At 34.8% G+C, this 15,365-nt stretch carries 15 protein-coding genes; 8 read left to right on the top strand and 7 right to left on the bottom strand.

From position 1 onward, the window contains the following. Nucleotides 1–422 precede the first annotated feature (422 nt). Nucleotides 423–1,703: an alkaline phosphatase family protein gene (locus AC4FQ5_RS08120; RefSeq protein ID WP_491142291.1), complete on the top strand. Its 1,281-nt coding sequence runs from the start codon at nt 423–425 to the stop codon at nt 1,701–1,703. Between the two features lie 113 nt (nt 1,704–1,816). Here AC4FQ5_RS08120 and AC4FQ5_RS08115 read toward each other — a convergent pair whose 3' ends face one another. Then, nucleotides 1,817–2,695 carry an NAD(P)H-binding protein gene (locus AC4FQ5_RS08115; protein WP_491142289.1) on the bottom strand — a complete coding sequence of 293 codons (879 nt, stop codon included), beginning with the start codon at nt 2,693–2,695 and terminating at the stop codon, nt 1,817–1,819. 94 nt (nt 2,696–2,789) lie between these two features. On the opposite strand from AC4FQ5_RS08115, the gene AC4FQ5_RS08110 reads away from it, so the two are divergent. Then, nucleotides 2,790–3,152, top strand: coding sequence for a winged helix-turn-helix transcriptional regulator (locus tag AC4FQ5_RS08110; protein ID WP_300352047.1), 363 nt, complete (start codon nt 2,790–2,792; stop codon nt 3,150–3,152). A gap of 67 nt (nt 3,153–3,219) precedes the next feature. Beyond that, nucleotides 3,220–4,548, top strand: a complete 1,329-nt coding sequence (locus AC4FQ5_RS08105; RefSeq protein WP_491142287.1) for a carboxylesterase family protein — start codon at nt 3,220–3,222, stop codon at nt 4,546–4,548. A gap of 173 nt (nt 4,549–4,721) precedes the next feature. Here AC4FQ5_RS08105 and AC4FQ5_RS08100 read toward each other — a convergent pair whose 3' ends face one another. The 4 genes from AC4FQ5_RS08100 to lpxK form a co-directional block, all read right to left on the bottom strand. Continuing rightward, a complete protein-coding gene (locus AC4FQ5_RS08100; protein WP_491142285.1) occupies nt 4,722–6,194 on the bottom strand; it encodes an alpha-amylase in 1,473 nt (490 codons plus the stop codon). Nucleotides 6,195–6,241: 47 nt separating this feature from the next. Then, nucleotides 6,242–7,333, bottom strand: coding sequence for a DNA polymerase IV (gene dinB, locus AC4FQ5_RS08095; protein WP_491142283.1), 1,092 nt, complete (start codon nt 7,331–7,333; stop codon nt 6,242–6,244). An 84-nt stretch (nt 7,334–7,417) separates the two neighbouring features. Next, entirely contained in the window at nt 7,418–7,933 is a 516-nt protein-coding gene (locus tag AC4FQ5_RS08090) for a TlpA family protein disulfide reductase (RefSeq protein ID WP_491142281.1), read from the bottom strand. A 139-nt stretch (nt 7,934–8,072) separates the two neighbouring features. After that, nucleotides 8,073–9,098 carry a tetraacyldisaccharide 4'-kinase gene (gene lpxK, locus AC4FQ5_RS08085; protein WP_491142279.1) on the bottom strand — a complete coding sequence of 342 codons (1,026 nt, stop codon included), beginning with the start codon at nt 9,096–9,098 and terminating at the stop codon, nt 8,073–8,075. A gap of 127 nt (nt 9,099–9,225) precedes the next feature. Here lpxK and truA point away from each other — a divergent pair, with 127 nt between their 5' ends. The 5 genes from truA to AC4FQ5_RS08060 all read left to right on the top strand — a co-directional run bounded on the left by truA (nt 9,226) and on the right by AC4FQ5_RS08060 (nt 13,893). Continuing rightward, nucleotides 9,226–9,960 carry a tRNA pseudouridine(38-40) synthase TruA gene (truA, locus tag AC4FQ5_RS08080; RefSeq protein WP_491142301.1) on the top strand — a complete coding sequence of 245 codons (735 nt, stop codon included), beginning with the start codon at nt 9,226–9,228 and terminating at the stop codon, nt 9,958–9,960. A 26-nt stretch (nt 9,961–9,986) separates the two neighbouring features. Beyond that, nucleotides 9,987–10,328, top strand: coding sequence for a hypothetical protein (locus tag AC4FQ5_RS08075; RefSeq protein ID WP_491142277.1), 342 nt, complete (start codon nt 9,987–9,989; stop codon nt 10,326–10,328). Nucleotides 10,329–10,378: 50 nt separating this feature from the next. Continuing rightward, a complete protein-coding gene (locus AC4FQ5_RS08070; protein ID WP_491142276.1) occupies nt 10,379–10,966 on the top strand; it encodes a Crp/Fnr family transcriptional regulator in 588 nt (195 codons plus the stop codon). 274 nt (nt 10,967–11,240) lie between these two features. Next, nucleotides 11,241–12,011, top strand: coding sequence for an alpha/beta hydrolase (locus AC4FQ5_RS08065; RefSeq protein ID WP_491142274.1), 771 nt, complete (start codon nt 11,241–11,243; stop codon nt 12,009–12,011). Nucleotides 12,012–12,141: 130 nt separating this feature from the next. Continuing rightward, a complete protein-coding gene (locus AC4FQ5_RS08060; protein ID WP_491142273.1) occupies nt 12,142–13,893 on the top strand; it encodes an ABC transporter ATP-binding protein in 1,752 nt (583 codons plus the stop codon). On the opposite strand, the gene AC4FQ5_RS08055 is transcribed toward AC4FQ5_RS08060, so the two are convergent. Both AC4FQ5_RS08055 and AC4FQ5_RS08050 read right to left on the bottom strand, forming a co-directional pair. Continuing rightward, nucleotides 13,888–14,241 (bottom strand): FEKKY domain-containing protein, encoded by a 354-nt coding sequence (locus AC4FQ5_RS08055; RefSeq protein WP_491142271.1) that lies wholly within the window; start codon nt 14,239–14,241, stop codon nt 13,888–13,890. The two genes, AC4FQ5_RS08060 and AC4FQ5_RS08055, sit on opposite strands and share 6 nt — an antisense overlap. A gap of 117 nt (nt 14,242–14,358) precedes the next feature. Then, nucleotides 14,359–15,231 (bottom strand): CPBP family intramembrane glutamic endopeptidase, encoded by an 873-nt coding sequence (locus AC4FQ5_RS08050; protein WP_491142269.1) that lies wholly within the window; start codon nt 15,229–15,231, stop codon nt 14,359–14,361. Between the last annotated feature and the right edge of the window lie 134 nt (nt 15,232–15,365).

The following is a 15,365-nucleotide window of genomic DNA, read 5'->3' as shown; positions in this document are numbered from 1 at the left end:
AATGATTGTTAATTTTTTGCTAATTTAATTATTTTTTAATACTTCTGAATTAAATTAATGAGATTTAATATAATTGAGAAATATTAATTTTTCACAAAGATAGAGCTGTAATGCGACACAACTTGACGTGTATTTTGTAAAATTTAATCTTATTTATTTGTACTCTGATTATAAAATAGGATGGTTGGGAATTATGTTTTCATAAAAAAAACTTATATGTCTCTATAGAAAATAAACCAGTTCAAGAGTGTGAACATAGATATTTAAGACTGTATTTTACTATTTCTTTTTTAATTCCTCGTGAATAACATCTTGTTAAGAACATCAAAGAGAAGTTGCGAAGAATCTCTAAGAGTTTATATATCTTTAACAGCATAAATTTTTGTCAGATCATTACATAGAGTAAATTTGCCAAAAAACACATGAAACTAAGATTACAGTTTTTATCACTATTTATTTCTTTCACTATTTTTGCCCAAAAGCAAATCAGTGATACGGCTCAGATAATTATTCCCAATCGTTTTAATAATGAAAAAGTAAAGTCAAAACCTTATGTAATCATGATTTCTACAGACGGTTTCCGATATGATTATGCTAAAAAATATAATGCAGAAAATCTTTTAAAATTTTCAGATGAAGGAGTTCAGGCAAAAGCAATGATTCCCGGTTATCCGAGTATTACTTTTCCCAACCACTGGAGTCTGATCACCGGACTATATCCCTCTCATCATGGTTTGGTAGATAATTTCTTTTACGATTATAAAATCGGCAAAGCTTATGCAATGAGCAATAAAGAGAATGCTGAAGACGGAAGCTGGTACGGCGGGATTCCGCTTTGGGCTTTGGCTGAAAAACAGGGAATGATAAGTGCTTCTTTGCTATGGGTGGGCTCAGCAAGTGATGCGGGAGGAAAAAGACCGACTTATTATTATCCTTATCATGAAAAATTCAAACCTGCAGAAAAAGTTGATAAAGTTATCAATTGGCTGAAATTACCTGAAGATAAAAGACCACACTTCATTGCCATGTATTTTCCTGAAGTGGATAAAGCTGGTCATCATTTCGGTCCTGATTCTGAAGAAGCTGAAAATGCTGTGCATTTGATTGATGAAGCGGTAGGAAGCCTTGTTCAGAAAGTGAATGATTTAGGATTAAAAAATGTAAATTATGTATTTGTATCTGATCACGGAATGATCAAAATTGATGGCGGAAAACCATTGGACATTCCTGAAATTATTTTGGATAAAGACCGTTTTGATTTTTATAATTCTCAAACATTGGTAAGAGTCTACGTTAAAAATTCTGATCAGGTTAAAGCTGTTTTTAAAGAATTAAAAGCAAATAAAACGGATGATTATGAAGTGTATCTTGATAAAAAGCTCTCAAAATATTTACATTACGCCAAAAGAGATGACAAATATAACAGAATAGGGCAGATCTTACTGATTCCGAAAGTTCCGAAAGTTTTCTTAGAAAAAGATCAGACGACTTCTGTAGGAAAGCACGGTTACGATCCGAGGCTGGTTCCTGAAATGAAAGCGACGTTCTACGCTTGGGGACCGGAATTCAAAAATAATCTGATCATTGATGAATTTGAAAATGTAAATGTATATCCGATAGTCGCAGAAATTTTAGGATTACAACCAGAAAACAAGATTGACGGAAAACTGAAAGTATTAAAAGAAACTTTAAAAAATAAATAGTAGTTCTGAAAACGAACAATTTATTACAGGATTGGATAAAGCCTTATCCTTAAAAAAAAGAAGTTTCGGCGAGCCAAAGGCTCGCCGAAACTGTTTACACATTTTTTAAAATCTTAAAATTTAGCCGCAAATTCCTGCGCAAAATCCTCCAGTTTGGTTTCACCTTCGGTCGGTGAACCATATTTGATAAAATCTTTCTGTACAACTCCGTTTCTGATGCCTCTTCCCATTTCTTCATACAGCTTTGCCATTTCTTCGGGAAGTCCTGCTTGAGACATTCCTTCAAAAGCCTGTTCATCGGTAAATTCTACCCATGGCAAATCAGGTTTTCCGATTGCTGCACCCAATACTTTAGCAAAATCTCCTGCTTCACGGTTGTCGCTTACCACATATCTGATTTTTTGATCTGATGATGTTTTTACCAGTTCTTCAGCCGCTGCTTTTGCAATATCTCTTGGGTGAACCAACGGAACCTTAACTTCTGCTGAATAATTGCTTCCCATAATTCCTGCATTTTTAACCAATGGAATGTCATTAAAAAAGTTGATATAGAAATATCCTGCTCTCAGGAAAGTAGAAGATATGGGTTCCAGTCCGCTGTACAAATTTTCTATGTGGTGAAGACCTGCAATCGGACCGTTTTCTACAGGTGAATCTGCACCAACACTACTTAACATAACCAATCTTTTTACACCACTGTTCTTAACAGCTTCAGTGTAGTTTTCTCCGATTTTAACAGTGTTCTTTACAATATTACTTTCACTTACCAAAGGCGGAGTCATCAGGAAGACTGAATCTGCACCGCTGAAAGTTTCCTTCATAAAATCTAAATCTGAAATAGATCCTATGGCTGCTTTGGCTCCCAAAGATTCAATCTCTGATCTTTTTGATTCGTTGCTGCTGATTATGGTAATGTCATGATTCTCTGAAATCAATTGTTCTGCTAAAGGTTTTGCGACGTTCCCTAAAGAACCTGTGATGATAATTTTCATAAGTAATTTTATTTTTTTATGTTGTTTGTTTCCGGGAACAAAATTATATTTGTACTTACTTTTATACAAGTACTTACCCTAAAGTATGTATCATATGACAGCTATTAAAGAGAATTCTACCATTCAGGAAAACAGGAAAAACTTACTCGATCAGTGTCCGGTAATGTATGTAATGGAGAAAATTGCAGGTTTCTGGAAACCCGTTATTTTATTTCAGCTTTCAACAGGAGAGAAAAGATATAGTGAACTGAAAAGAGCAATCCCGACCGTCACAGAAAAAATGTTGATTCAGCATTTAAAGCAGTTGGAAAGTGACGGATTGATCATCAGAACTGCAAAACCAGTTGTTCCGCCTCATGTAACTTACAAGTTGAGCGATGCAGGAAATAATTTAGCTCCCGTAATCGATGCCATGGTCGATTGGGCACATCGGGATATGCAACAGAAATATCAGTAATTTTAAAGATAAACATTCTTAAAAACGGAAAAGTGCAGCAGAACAAAATAAAAATCTATTTCTGAAAATGAAATTACAGGATACTACAGCAACATATCTTTTTCAAACGTCTTTCGGGAAAATTTTAGGCATTATAGAAAACGGAATCGTTAAAGCGAAAAACATTCGCTATGCACATTCCGAAAGATTTAAAAAACCGATTCCTGTACAGCCTTCTGTTTCTGAAATTCTCTTCCCTGAAAAAACACCGGTGTGTCCGCAGAACATCAGTCCGCTTCTTGAAAAAATGATTGGCAAAACTGATCTGGATGATTTTGAAGTAGATGAATCACCACAGTTTATCTCTATATTCCGACCGGAAAAAATAAACGAAAATGAAAAATTAGCTGTCGTAGTCTGGATTCACGGCGGCTCTTACGAATTGGGTTGCGGAGATTTGTCAACGGCAGATCCTACAGACTGGGTAAAAGAACAAAATATCATCGTGGTTTCCGTATCTTACCGTTTGGGAATTTTCGGATTTTTGGGCGGAAGTGAAGGAAGACCTGCAAATCTTGGATTGTTCGACATCATAGAAGCATTAAAATGGATCAAAACCTACATTTCTGATTTTGGAGGAAATTCTGAAAACATTACTTTGTTCGGACAGTCTTCCGGTGGTGATGCCATTGCTCATCTCATGATTTCCGATGGAGCAGACGGTTTGTTTCATCGGGTGATTATTCACAGCGCACCTTTAGGCTTAAGACAAAACCGTCAAAAAATGCACTCCGAATTTTTAAAGAAAACCGGCAACTTAACTGCTGAATCTGATACTTTTGAGATCGTTAAAAATTATAAAAACCATCTTCCTTCCTTTTTTAAATATGGTTTAAAAGCCGCAATGCCTTTCGGAACTCAATATGGTTTTCCGCCGTTGTGCAGTGAAGGCGAAGCAGAAAAAAAATGGAGGAAAAGTGCTGAGAAATACGATGTTTTAATCGGTATTAATGACGAAGAAACAGCTTTTTATCTTAGAGCTTCTGATACGATGAATCAATATCTTCCAAAAAAAATCATTAATAAAGCCATTCGTTCCACGACAGAAATTATTTACGGAAAACCTGCTAAAGACTTTGCTGAAAAGTATGCCGAAGCAGGAGGGAATATCTGGCTGTTCCGCATTCATTCTAAAATTGACGGACATTATTTCGGGTCGGCTCATGCGTTTGATCTTCCTTTGATTTTCGGGAATGAATCTGCATGGAAATCATCAGGTCTTCTGAAAAATATTCCGTGGAAATATATTGATGAAAACGGAAAAAAACTGCGCTCACTTTGGGCAGAGTTTGCCCGAAACGGAAAAATTTACGAATCATCGGAAAGACCAGAAATTTTGGAACTCCGAAAGATCTAGTTTGATGATTAAAAACAAATAGCACGAATGTGTTTTATTAAATAAAATTAAATGAAGTTTATCATTTCGGAGGAATCTAAGCTTGGTTTTCAGAGATCATTTCACTAAATAATTGCTGAGATTCCTCCGGAATGACAAGTGCTGTAAAAATAAAAATAAATATTCAGTATATACTATTCAGGAATCCAAACACTTACATTACCAGCCGGAGCAGGAAAATCTGCCCAGCCGTCTTCTCTTATAATTATCTTTTCTTCAGATCTTCCTAAAACATCATAAAAAGTCTTACCGATATATTTTTCACCCATTTCCATAGGTTTTTCGTAAGCATCTTTATTGCTTAATACAACGGCACAACCCTGATGTTCATCATCCCCTTCACGGGTCCAGCCAAGACAATTGGCATCTTCAAAATAATCTTTTTGCACACCATAAGCATTTTCTTTTCTTGCTTTTAAAAGTTCTTCAATACCATCTACTTTGTCTAAAAATATTTCCTGCTCGTTGCCTTCGCGGTCATTGTCTTTGTAATGAGCACCAAATAAATCCGGATAAAAAACACAAGGGTAACCTTTTTCTCTCAGTAAAATCAAAGCATAAGCAATAGGTTTAAACCAATGTTCAACAGGTGCTTCCAGATCCTGTAAAGGCTGAGTATCATGGTTGTCGACAAGGCTTACAGAATGTTCGGGATCGGCTTCAGTTAAGGTCATATCAAATATTCTCCTCAGATCATAAGAACCGCCCTCTTTCGAAGCAGTATGGAAGTTATTTTGCAGCGAACTGTCAAAAAGACTCATGCAGCCTTCCGTTGCTTCAATATATTTCTGCAACAAATTTAATTGTCCGGGAGCCCAATATTCACCGACTGCAAAAATATTTTTCCCTGAATTGGATCGCAGGAGAGTCAGCCATTCTTTATAAAAGTCAAATGAAATATGCTTTAAAGCGTCTAATCGTACACCGTCAAAATTGGTTTCATCAAAATACCATTTTGCCCAGTTGTTGAGTTCTTCTCGTACGTGTGGATTTCTGTGTTCGACATCATTAAACATCAGGTAATCGTAATTTCCTTTTTCATCGTCGATCATTTCTTCCCAGTCGTTTCCGTATTCAGACTGTATTTTGTAGATGTGAGATTCTTTTCCTTCGGCATAATCTACACCGCTGAAACACGTAAAATTCCACTCAAAATCTGAATATTTTTTTCCTCTTCCCGGAAAAGTAAATTTTGTGTAAGATTGAATATCGGTGAATTCTGAGATGATTTTCTCACGGTTGTTTTCATCTACTTTTGCGGCTTTGAATGTTTCCAGTTCATCACCGCCAGCTTTGTGTCCCAAAACGACATCTACAATTACTTCGATATTTTGATTTTGTAAAGCTTTGATGGCATTCTTGTACTCTTCTTTGGTTCCGTATTTTGTGGGGATGCTGTTTTTCTGGTCAAATTCTCCTAAATCGTAGATATCATATGCATCATATCCTACGGAAGAAGCTCCGTCTGTTCCCTTGTAAGCCGGTGGAAACCAAACCGATGTTATTCCTAATTCTGATAAATATTTTGCCTGTTTTTCGGCTTCTTTCCATAGTTTCCCGTTTCCTTCGGTGTACCAGTGGAAATACTGAATCATTGTCTGGTTCATAGTTTATTGATTTAGTGTATACAATTTAATGAAAAATTGGCAAAGAATCATTCAAATTCCTGAAACGGGATTTTTAGTTGAACCGATACCTGCTTTTTTTCTTCTGTATTGAGATGAGAAAGTGATAATCCCAATAATCGTACCGCTTTATCAAAAGGACGGAGTTCCCAAAGTTTTTTTGAAGCCTTGAAAAACTCTTCCGGTGAAGCAAAATACTCTTCTTTTGTACTGCTCCGTGTGTATAGTGAAAAATCTTTGTATTTGATTTTTAAAGTTAAAGATCTTCCTGAAATGTTGTTTTTTTGAAGCCGCTGATGAAGTTCTTCGCTCAGACTGCTCAGTTTTTCATCGATCTGCTGCTCATCAGAAAGATCTTCGAAAAAAGTTCTTTCTACTGCAACACTTTTTTGAATTCTGTGAGGCTTCACTTCAGAATTGTGGATTCCGCGAACGACATTGTAATAATATCCTCCAGATTTTCCGAATAATCGGGTAAGATCTTCCAAGGTTCTTTTCTTTAAATCTTTTCCTTTGAAAATTCCAAAAGTGAACATCTTGTTGGCGGTCACTTTTCCGACTCCGTAGAATTTTTCTACCGGAAGTTCCTCCAGGAACTTTTCCATTTTGTCTGGATGAATGGTTTTCTGTCCGTTAGGTTTATTGATGTCAGAAGCGACTTTTGCCAAAAATTTATTGACGGCAATTCCCGCAGAAGCCGTCAAACCGGTCTGTTCAAAAATTTTCTGACGGATTTCTTTGGCAATCTGATTGGCAGATTCTATTCCTTTTTTGTTTTCGGTAACGTCGAGATAGGCTTCATCTAAAGAAAGCGGTTCTACAAGATCTGTGTATTCATAAAATATCTCCCTGATTTTTCTTGAAATTTCTTTGTAACGCGCAAATCGGGGAGGAACGAAAATAAGATGCGGACATTTTTCTCTTGCAGTTTTGCTGGGCATTGCAGAACGCACGCCAAATTTTCTGGCTTCATAACTTGCCGCTGAAACCACACCACGATGTCCGCCACCAACTGCAATTGCTTTTCCTTTCAGGTCTGGATTGTCGTGCTGTTCTACGGAAGCATAGAATGCATCCATATCGACATGAATTATTTTGCGAACCGGAAAAGAAGAATCCATATCACAAAGATATGGATTCTGTTATTTCTGTTTAAAATTTAATATTCAAGGTTTGAAGTTTTTAATCTAAAACTTATCTTCAGCCTACTTCAAAAGCTTGTTAATTGTTGCCTGAATTTCAGGGTCTTCCGGAGTAATGGCGTAGTATTTTGCAATTTTAGATTGTTGATCGATCACCATATATCTCGGAATCCAATTGAGTTCGATGTAATCGTTGAAATCGTTTTTCCAGCCTGTAGAGAACCAATAGTTTTCTTTTTCTTTCATGTTAAATTTCTCAAGACTTCTGTCAAAACCTTCCTTTGAACGGTCAAGAGAGAAGAACACAAAATCTACATTGGGATTATTTTTTTCCAGTTCAATAGCTTTTGGAAATGCTTTTAGACAATCTCTGCACCATCCCGCCCAAAAATCAATTACAACAACTTTTCCTTTATGCTGATTCAGAATTTCCTGAACGGTAATGGTTTTTCCCTCTTCATTTTCTAATTTCTGACTCAACGCTTCTTTTGAAAACTGACTTTTTGAGACTGCAGGAACTTCTTGTGAACATCCTAAAGTAAAAATACTCATCATAAGTATAGCAAATAGCTGTTTCATTTTCATTTTTTTACAAATTTAGACAATGGAACGTGATTTTAGGTTGAAATTATACAAATTAGAACAAATTTATCATATTGAAAAATTCTATCCTTTAGTATTAAGAAAAAAAATCCGCAGTTATCTGCGGATTCTGTTTTTATTTTTTGTTGACGTAGTCTAAAATCATCTGATTAAATTCTTCCTTTCTATCAATAATCACATTGATTGGCCAGTAATAAACCAAGTCACGCAGATAATCAAATGTTTTCAATCTTACGTAATCTTTTTCAGTCGTTAAGATCAGTTTGTATTCGCCTAATTTTTTGTATTCTGCAACGATATTTTTAATATCCGCATCTGAAAAATTATGATGATCTCTGAATTTTAAATGTTTTACTTTTTGGGAAAACTTCGCCAGGTGATCCAATAAAGGTTTAGGATTGGCAATTCCGGTAATCAGAAGAATGTCATAGTAATTCAGATTATTATCCGGAAGCATTTTGTCTCTTGCATACACATTTTCGTCATATCCGATTGATGAGAAAAATACCTTTTGCTTATAAGAAGGTTTGATTCTTGAAATGTAATATTGCTTGGTTTCTTCAGTCAGTTCATCCGGACATTTGCTAACCATGATAATGTCTGCACGGCTTGATCCCGCTCTGGATTCCCTCAAATCACCCGCTGGAAGCAGATGATCTTTAAAGTAAGGATCATTAAAGTCAGTCATCAAAATATTGAATCCTGCTTTTATTGCTCTGTGCTGCATCGCATCATCCAAAACCAAAACATCAAGATCCATATCATCAATTACTTTTCTGGCTCCGGGAACTCTTTGTTCGGAAACTGCAATAACAAAACGGTTTTTGAAACGCTCAAACAACTGCATTGCTTCATCACCTACAGTTTTATAATTACTGTCGTAGTTGGTTACATCATATCCCTTTGTCAATCTTCCGTAACCGCGGGAAAGTACTCCCGTTCTATAATATTTTGACAGAAAAGTTGCCAGATACATGACCATCGGAGATTTTCCGCTGCCGCCCACAGAGAGATTACCGACGTTGATGATCGGAGTTTTGAATTTTGTAGATTTAAAAATTCCCAGATCATACATACTGTTCCGGATGCCCGTAACCATGTGATAACCTAAAGAAAAAGGATAGAGATACCATCTTTTCATACGTTTGCAAAAATAGCAATTTTCATGTGTATTTTCCTGCATTTTAGGATGACTTTTCAACATTTATTGTTAAAATATCATTCTGTGGTATCATCAAATTAAAGTATTTTTGTAGGGAAATTTTACAATTTTGAGATATTTTATAGAGTTTTCGTATAACGGTAAAAATTATTTTGGTTATCAGATTCAGCCAAAAGATATTTCTGTACAGGAAGAACTGGAAAAAGCACTTTCCACAATTTTAAGAGAACAAATTAAGACAACCGGAGCGGGAAGAACCGATACTGGAGTTCACGCCAAAAAAATGTTTGCTCATTTTGAGACTGAGCAGGACTTGAGTGATCAGCTTACTTATAAAATGAACAGTTTTTTACCTTCAGATATTTCTATTAAAAGGATTTTTCCTGTTAAAAATGATTTTCATGCAAGATTTGATGCAACATTCAGGACTTATGAATATTATATTTCTTTAGAAAAAAATCCGTTTACAGAAGATTCTGCTTGGCAACTTTGGAAAAGAAATATTGACTTGAATAAAATGAACGAAGCCTGTAAAATTCTTTTTGAATATGAAGATTTTACAAGTTTTGCGAAACTCCATACCGACAACAAAACCAATCTCTGCAAAATGTACAAAGCTGAGTGGCAACAGATCGGAAGCGAACTGAAATTCACTATTTCAGCCAATCGGTTTTTACGAAATATGGTTAGAGCAATCGTAGGAACAATGGTTGAGGTTGGTTCAGGAAAAATACAACCTGAAGATCTCAGAAAAGTCATTGAAAATAAAAACAGAAACTCAGCCGGAACTTCAGCTCCCGCTCACGGACTTTTTTTGGTGGATGTGGGATATGAATTTTAATAAAACTAATTTAAAAACTAATAATTATGATAGGAATTTTTATTTTAATCGGAGCTTACAGATATTTCGCAGGTCTTGCTGAAAGGTATAGAAAAACAAAATGGCATTACGGAGTTTTAGCAATAGTGGTTTATTTTGGAACTCAATTGCTTTTCGGATTTTGTTATGGTATTTATGAAGCTATTTATAATCCTGATTCCTTGGAACGTCTCAGTTACACAGGATTTTCAGGAGTAAATATGATTGGTTGGCTATTATCGATTGCCGCAGTGTATGGCGTTTATAAACTTCTTGAAATGAAATTTTCAAAGGAGGATCTCAAAAAAACCTTCCCCGAAATTGAAGATATTGGAAATAAAGAATTGTGAAAATTTGCTGGTTATGCGTTCAGCATATCCCTTTCAAATAAAACTAAACAATGACTGAAATCGAAAAATTAGCTTTTGCTCTGAACCAATTTGCTGGTCTTACTGAAGAAGATTTTAAATTATCTTCAGATTTTTGGTTACCCAAAGAATACAGTAAAGGAGATTTTTTCAATCTTCGAGCCACGGTTTGTACCTATTTCGGGTTTATTGTAGACGGAGTTTTCCGTTCTTACACGATTGATGAAAAAACTGGAGAGGAAAAGAATGTTTTTCTGTATTCTGCAAACGGTTTCGTCGTTTCTTTTAAAAGTTTTATCAATCAGATTCCCTGTGATTATCATACTCAGGCTTTGACAGATGCTTCGATCATTTACATCCGATATACAGATTTGCATTCTCTGTATCGGCAATCGCATCAGTGGGAGAAGTTCGGGAGACTTTTGGCGCAGGAAGCTTTTAATGTAACGATGAGCAGAATCGAAGGTTTTATTTTAAAATCTCCGGAAGAACGATATTTAGATTTAATCAAACAGCATCCTGATATTTTTAATAACGTTCCTCTGTATCATATTTCTTCTTATCTGGGAATTCAGGGACCATCTTTGAGCAGGATAAGAAAAAGAATTTCAGGGAAGTAATTAAACTTTTTTAATATCTCGCAGATTTAGCTGATTATGCAGATTTATTTGGTGCAAAAAATCTGATAAATTTTTCAAATTTGCGAGAGAAATATCGTATTCTTCATTAGCCAAAATCTTTTTGAATAATACAATCTTAGCGCACTTTGCGTTAAAAATTCACATGCAGATAAATGATAAAATTTACATCAGTTTCTTACGATTTTAACCCAAGTTAAAATTATCCTCAATTTATCTGCGCAACTTTGTCTCATAATTTAAAACAATATTTATTATGAAAACAAAAACGATCGTATTGATTCACGGATTATTCGTTAACAATACAAGCTGGAAAAACTGGAAAACTTATTTTGAAGCTCAAGGTTATACCGTTCACACACCGTCAAACCCTGGACACGATGGGAATCCGATTGATTTAAAGAAAAACATTCCTTCAGAGCTGAAAAATGTAGGTTTTGATGACGCGGTAGAAAATTTAGTAAAATTCATCGACACGCTTCCTGAAAAACCCATCGTGATCGGACATTCATTTGGTGGATTGATGGTACAGAAACTGATTGACATGGGAAAAGCAGTTGCAGGAGTGAGTATCGATGGCGCACCTCCAAAAAATGTGATGGCTCCTTTTTCTACCGTGAAAATTGTTTGGCCTGTAGTGAATTTCTTTAAAGGAAACTCTGCATTTTTAGGAACCAAAGAATGGTATCATAAAGCATTTTTTAATAATTATTCTAAAGCCGAAAGTGATAAATTGTACGAAACTGTTGCCGCTCCTGAAAGCAGAAAATTAGCCAGAGATCCGCTTTTCAAATCTTCCGCAAAATTAGATTTAAACAAACCTCACGAACCGTTATTGTTTATCGCAGGCTCCAATGACCATATTTTTCCTGCAGCATTTTCAAGAAAAATTGCCAATGCTTATAAAGACAAAGATAGTATTGTTGATTTTAAAGAATTTGAAGGCAGAAGCCATTTTATTGCCGGTGAAAAAGGGTGGGAAGAAGTTGCAGGATATGTTTTAAACTGGTTACAAAAACTGCAATAATTTATTCTGTAAATAACAGGAATCAGAAACTTTCTATGACTATTTGATGGAGTTGTAAAGGCTGTAAAATTTTAAAGTCTTATTTTTGCAGAGAATTTTTTCAAATTAATTCTTTACGTCAATTTCGATAATGAAAAAACAAGATACTTGGGCAATAGTAAAGAGACTTTTCTTCATCGGCATGAAGTTTCGCTCCTGGTTTATTTTTACCCTGATTATTTCCATCATACTGTCCATAGTTTCTACTTACAGACCTTATCTTACCATGCAGATTGTAGATAATGATATTACGAAGCTGAAGGATAAAGCCTTGATGATGAAGCATATTTATGCTTTGGTAGGTTTGGTTTTTGCCGAAACGATATTAAATTTCTTTTTGGTTTATTTTTCGAATTATATTTCGCAGAATGTGATCAGAGATATTCGTGAAAGGCTTTACAATAAATTAATTTATTTCAGAACAGCTTTCTTTGATAAAACTCCAATCGGACAATTGGTAACTCGTGCCGTTGGTGATGTTGAAACCATTGCAACAGTTTACACGGACGGTTTTCTGATGGTTTTCGGTGATGTTTTGAGAATTATTTTTGTTCTGTTCATGATGTTTCAGGTGGATGTGCATCTGAGTTATATTTCTCTTGCTATTTTACCTTTGATGGTGGTGATTACAAGATTTTTCCAGAAAAGACTCAAAAAAGCTTTTGGTGATGAAAGATCATGGACTTCCAATCAAAACTCATTTGTGCAGGAAAGACTTGCCGGAATGCCGATTATTCAGGTTTTCAACAGACAACAGGCAGAATTTAAAAAATTTGACGACATCAATATTACTTTGAAAAGCGCTTTGCTGAGGACGGTTTTCATCTTCTCTCTGTTTTTTCCTGTTGTTGAATTGATTTCTTCACTTTTTATTGGTTTTGTCCTTTTCTATGGGGGTTACATTACGATCAGTGCGGGAGTTGTGATTGCTTTTATTCAGTTTATTTCAATGCTGATTCGTCCTTTGCGACAGATTGCAGATCGTTTTAATAATATTCAACGCGGAATTGTTGGTGCTGAAAGGGTTTTAGGCATTATGGATGAAGATTATGCCATGCCGAATAATGGAAAAGTTTCTAAAGATCATTTTGACGGAAAAATAGAATTTAAAAATGTGCGTTTTGCGTATGACGATAAGCAGGAAGTTTTAAAAGGAATTAATTTTAAAGTAAATCCCGGAGAAACTGTCGCAATTGTAGGAGCAACGGGAGCCGGAAAATCTACAATTATCAGTTTGATTACGAGATTATATGATATCAATTCAGGAGAAATTTTCATTGATGACGTTGAGTTGAAAGATTACGAACTGTATAATCTGAGAAGTCATATCGGAGTTGTTTTACAGGATGTTTTCCTTTTCCACGGTAGCATTTATGAAAACCTTGCTTTCGGAGATGACAGTGTGACTTTAGAAAAAATAAAAGCTGGAGCAAAAGAAATTGAAGTTGATGATTTCATTGAAAGTCTTCCAGGTGGATACGAATATGTGGTGAGTGAAAGAGGTTCTTCCATTTCACTTGGGCAAAGACAATTGCTGTCTTTTCTGAGAGCTTATCTGTCTGATCCTAAAATTCTTATTTTGGATGAAGCAACCTCATCAATCGATCACGAAAGTGAAAAACTAATTCAGAGGGCAACTGAAAAAATTACTAAAAACAGAACTTCAATCATTATTGCACACCGACTTTCAACTATTGAAAAGGCCGACAAAATCATTGTGATGGAACATGGTAAAATCGTTGAAGAAGGAAAGCACCTTGAACTTCTTGATAAAAACGGTTATTATGCGACTCTGTACAAAGCACAGTTGCGCCATGAGATCGAAGTGGAGGAAGAATTATAATCCGTAAGGGATAAATCCGAGATCTTTTTTCCAAACATCTCCATATTTTTCGGTGAGTTCTTTGGCAACCAATATATTGTTCTCTTTTGCTTTTTGGGATAGAAACTGACTGATTACACAGTTTTGGTAAATGACAGCAATCCCGTATTTTTTTCTGAATTCTTCATGATTTCTAGACATGATTCCGAATTGCATAAAGTGTGGAGAGTTTTCATCTGCCAAAACTATTGCATTGTTTTCTATACTTGGTTTGATTTTAAAAGATTTGTCTTTTGTGTTTTTTTGAGCGAAAATCAACGCTGAAATTGTCAATAAGGTCAAAATCAGAAGTGAGTTGAACGATTTCATGGCTTAAATATTTAATTATTTGATACTCATTTTTCACAAGAGTTAAATGCGGAAATCACTTTTAGTGGATTTTTATTTAATTTAAAAAGAAATTGTGACTAATTAATCTTGAGTCATTTATTCAATATCATATTCTTTTTCCAGTATTTTTTTTAATTCTTCTTTTGTAACACCTTGTTTTGAAGAAAAATCCAGGTCAATTAAATATTCGTCTACATAGTATTTTTCTTTGCCATAAACAACATCAAGAATGTCCTGAAGGTAAAATTGCTCTGCCTCAATTTTGTATACTTTATTGTCTTTAATATTCAATGAAATTTTTTGAGGCTCGCTCTGATAGAACAATATATTTTCCTCAATTTTCAAATTATAATTTTTAGTTTGATCTATAAATGGGTTGCTGAAAAGTAAAACGACGGAAGGTATTATCAGAACGGCAGTAAAATTCCATAATGCATGATAGAAAAATGCGTAATAGAAATTGATTCTTACACGAATGTAGCTCAGTAAAAACCCGCCCGACAACTGGCTTAACAGTATTAGCGGTGACAATATATAAAAAAGATAAGAGTCATTATAGTAATTGCTTGCATGTACGAGACCAAATAAAATACTCGTCGAATAAACCAAAAAAGGGAAATATTGATCCCATTTTTTTCGACTGATATATTTAGAAAATGTTGAATTATATCTTAGTACAGATCTGAAGATAATTTCTTCCAAAAAGGGAACCAGAAGTACCATCAATAATATAACTGCATAAATCGTATTGAATTCATAACCCAAGCTTTCACTTTTTACCGTCATCAAGCTACCAATTAAATGATCAACCGGTAAAACAATGATTACTGTAAATAACAATTCTAAAATCAAAAGCTTTATAATAACTAGAAGTCTGTCTTTTGTTGACAGGTTAACCTGTTGATCGTTGGGTTTCTTTAAAAAACTAAAAAAGTCTGATAAAATTGATTTCGTATTTACACTATACATTATTATTGTTTCTGACGAATTAGTGGTATAAATTCAAATTTTGTTACATTAAAAACTGTCTACTTCAAAGGGTTTGTTAACATTTAGTTCATATTAAATTCACTTTTAATTCATAACTATACGATTAGGTATAG

Source organism: Chryseobacterium sp. DT-167 (genome assembly GCF_058310155.1).
The sequence above is the reverse complement of the archived record's forward strand: the minus strand, read 5'-3'. Positions and strand labels throughout refer to the sequence as shown.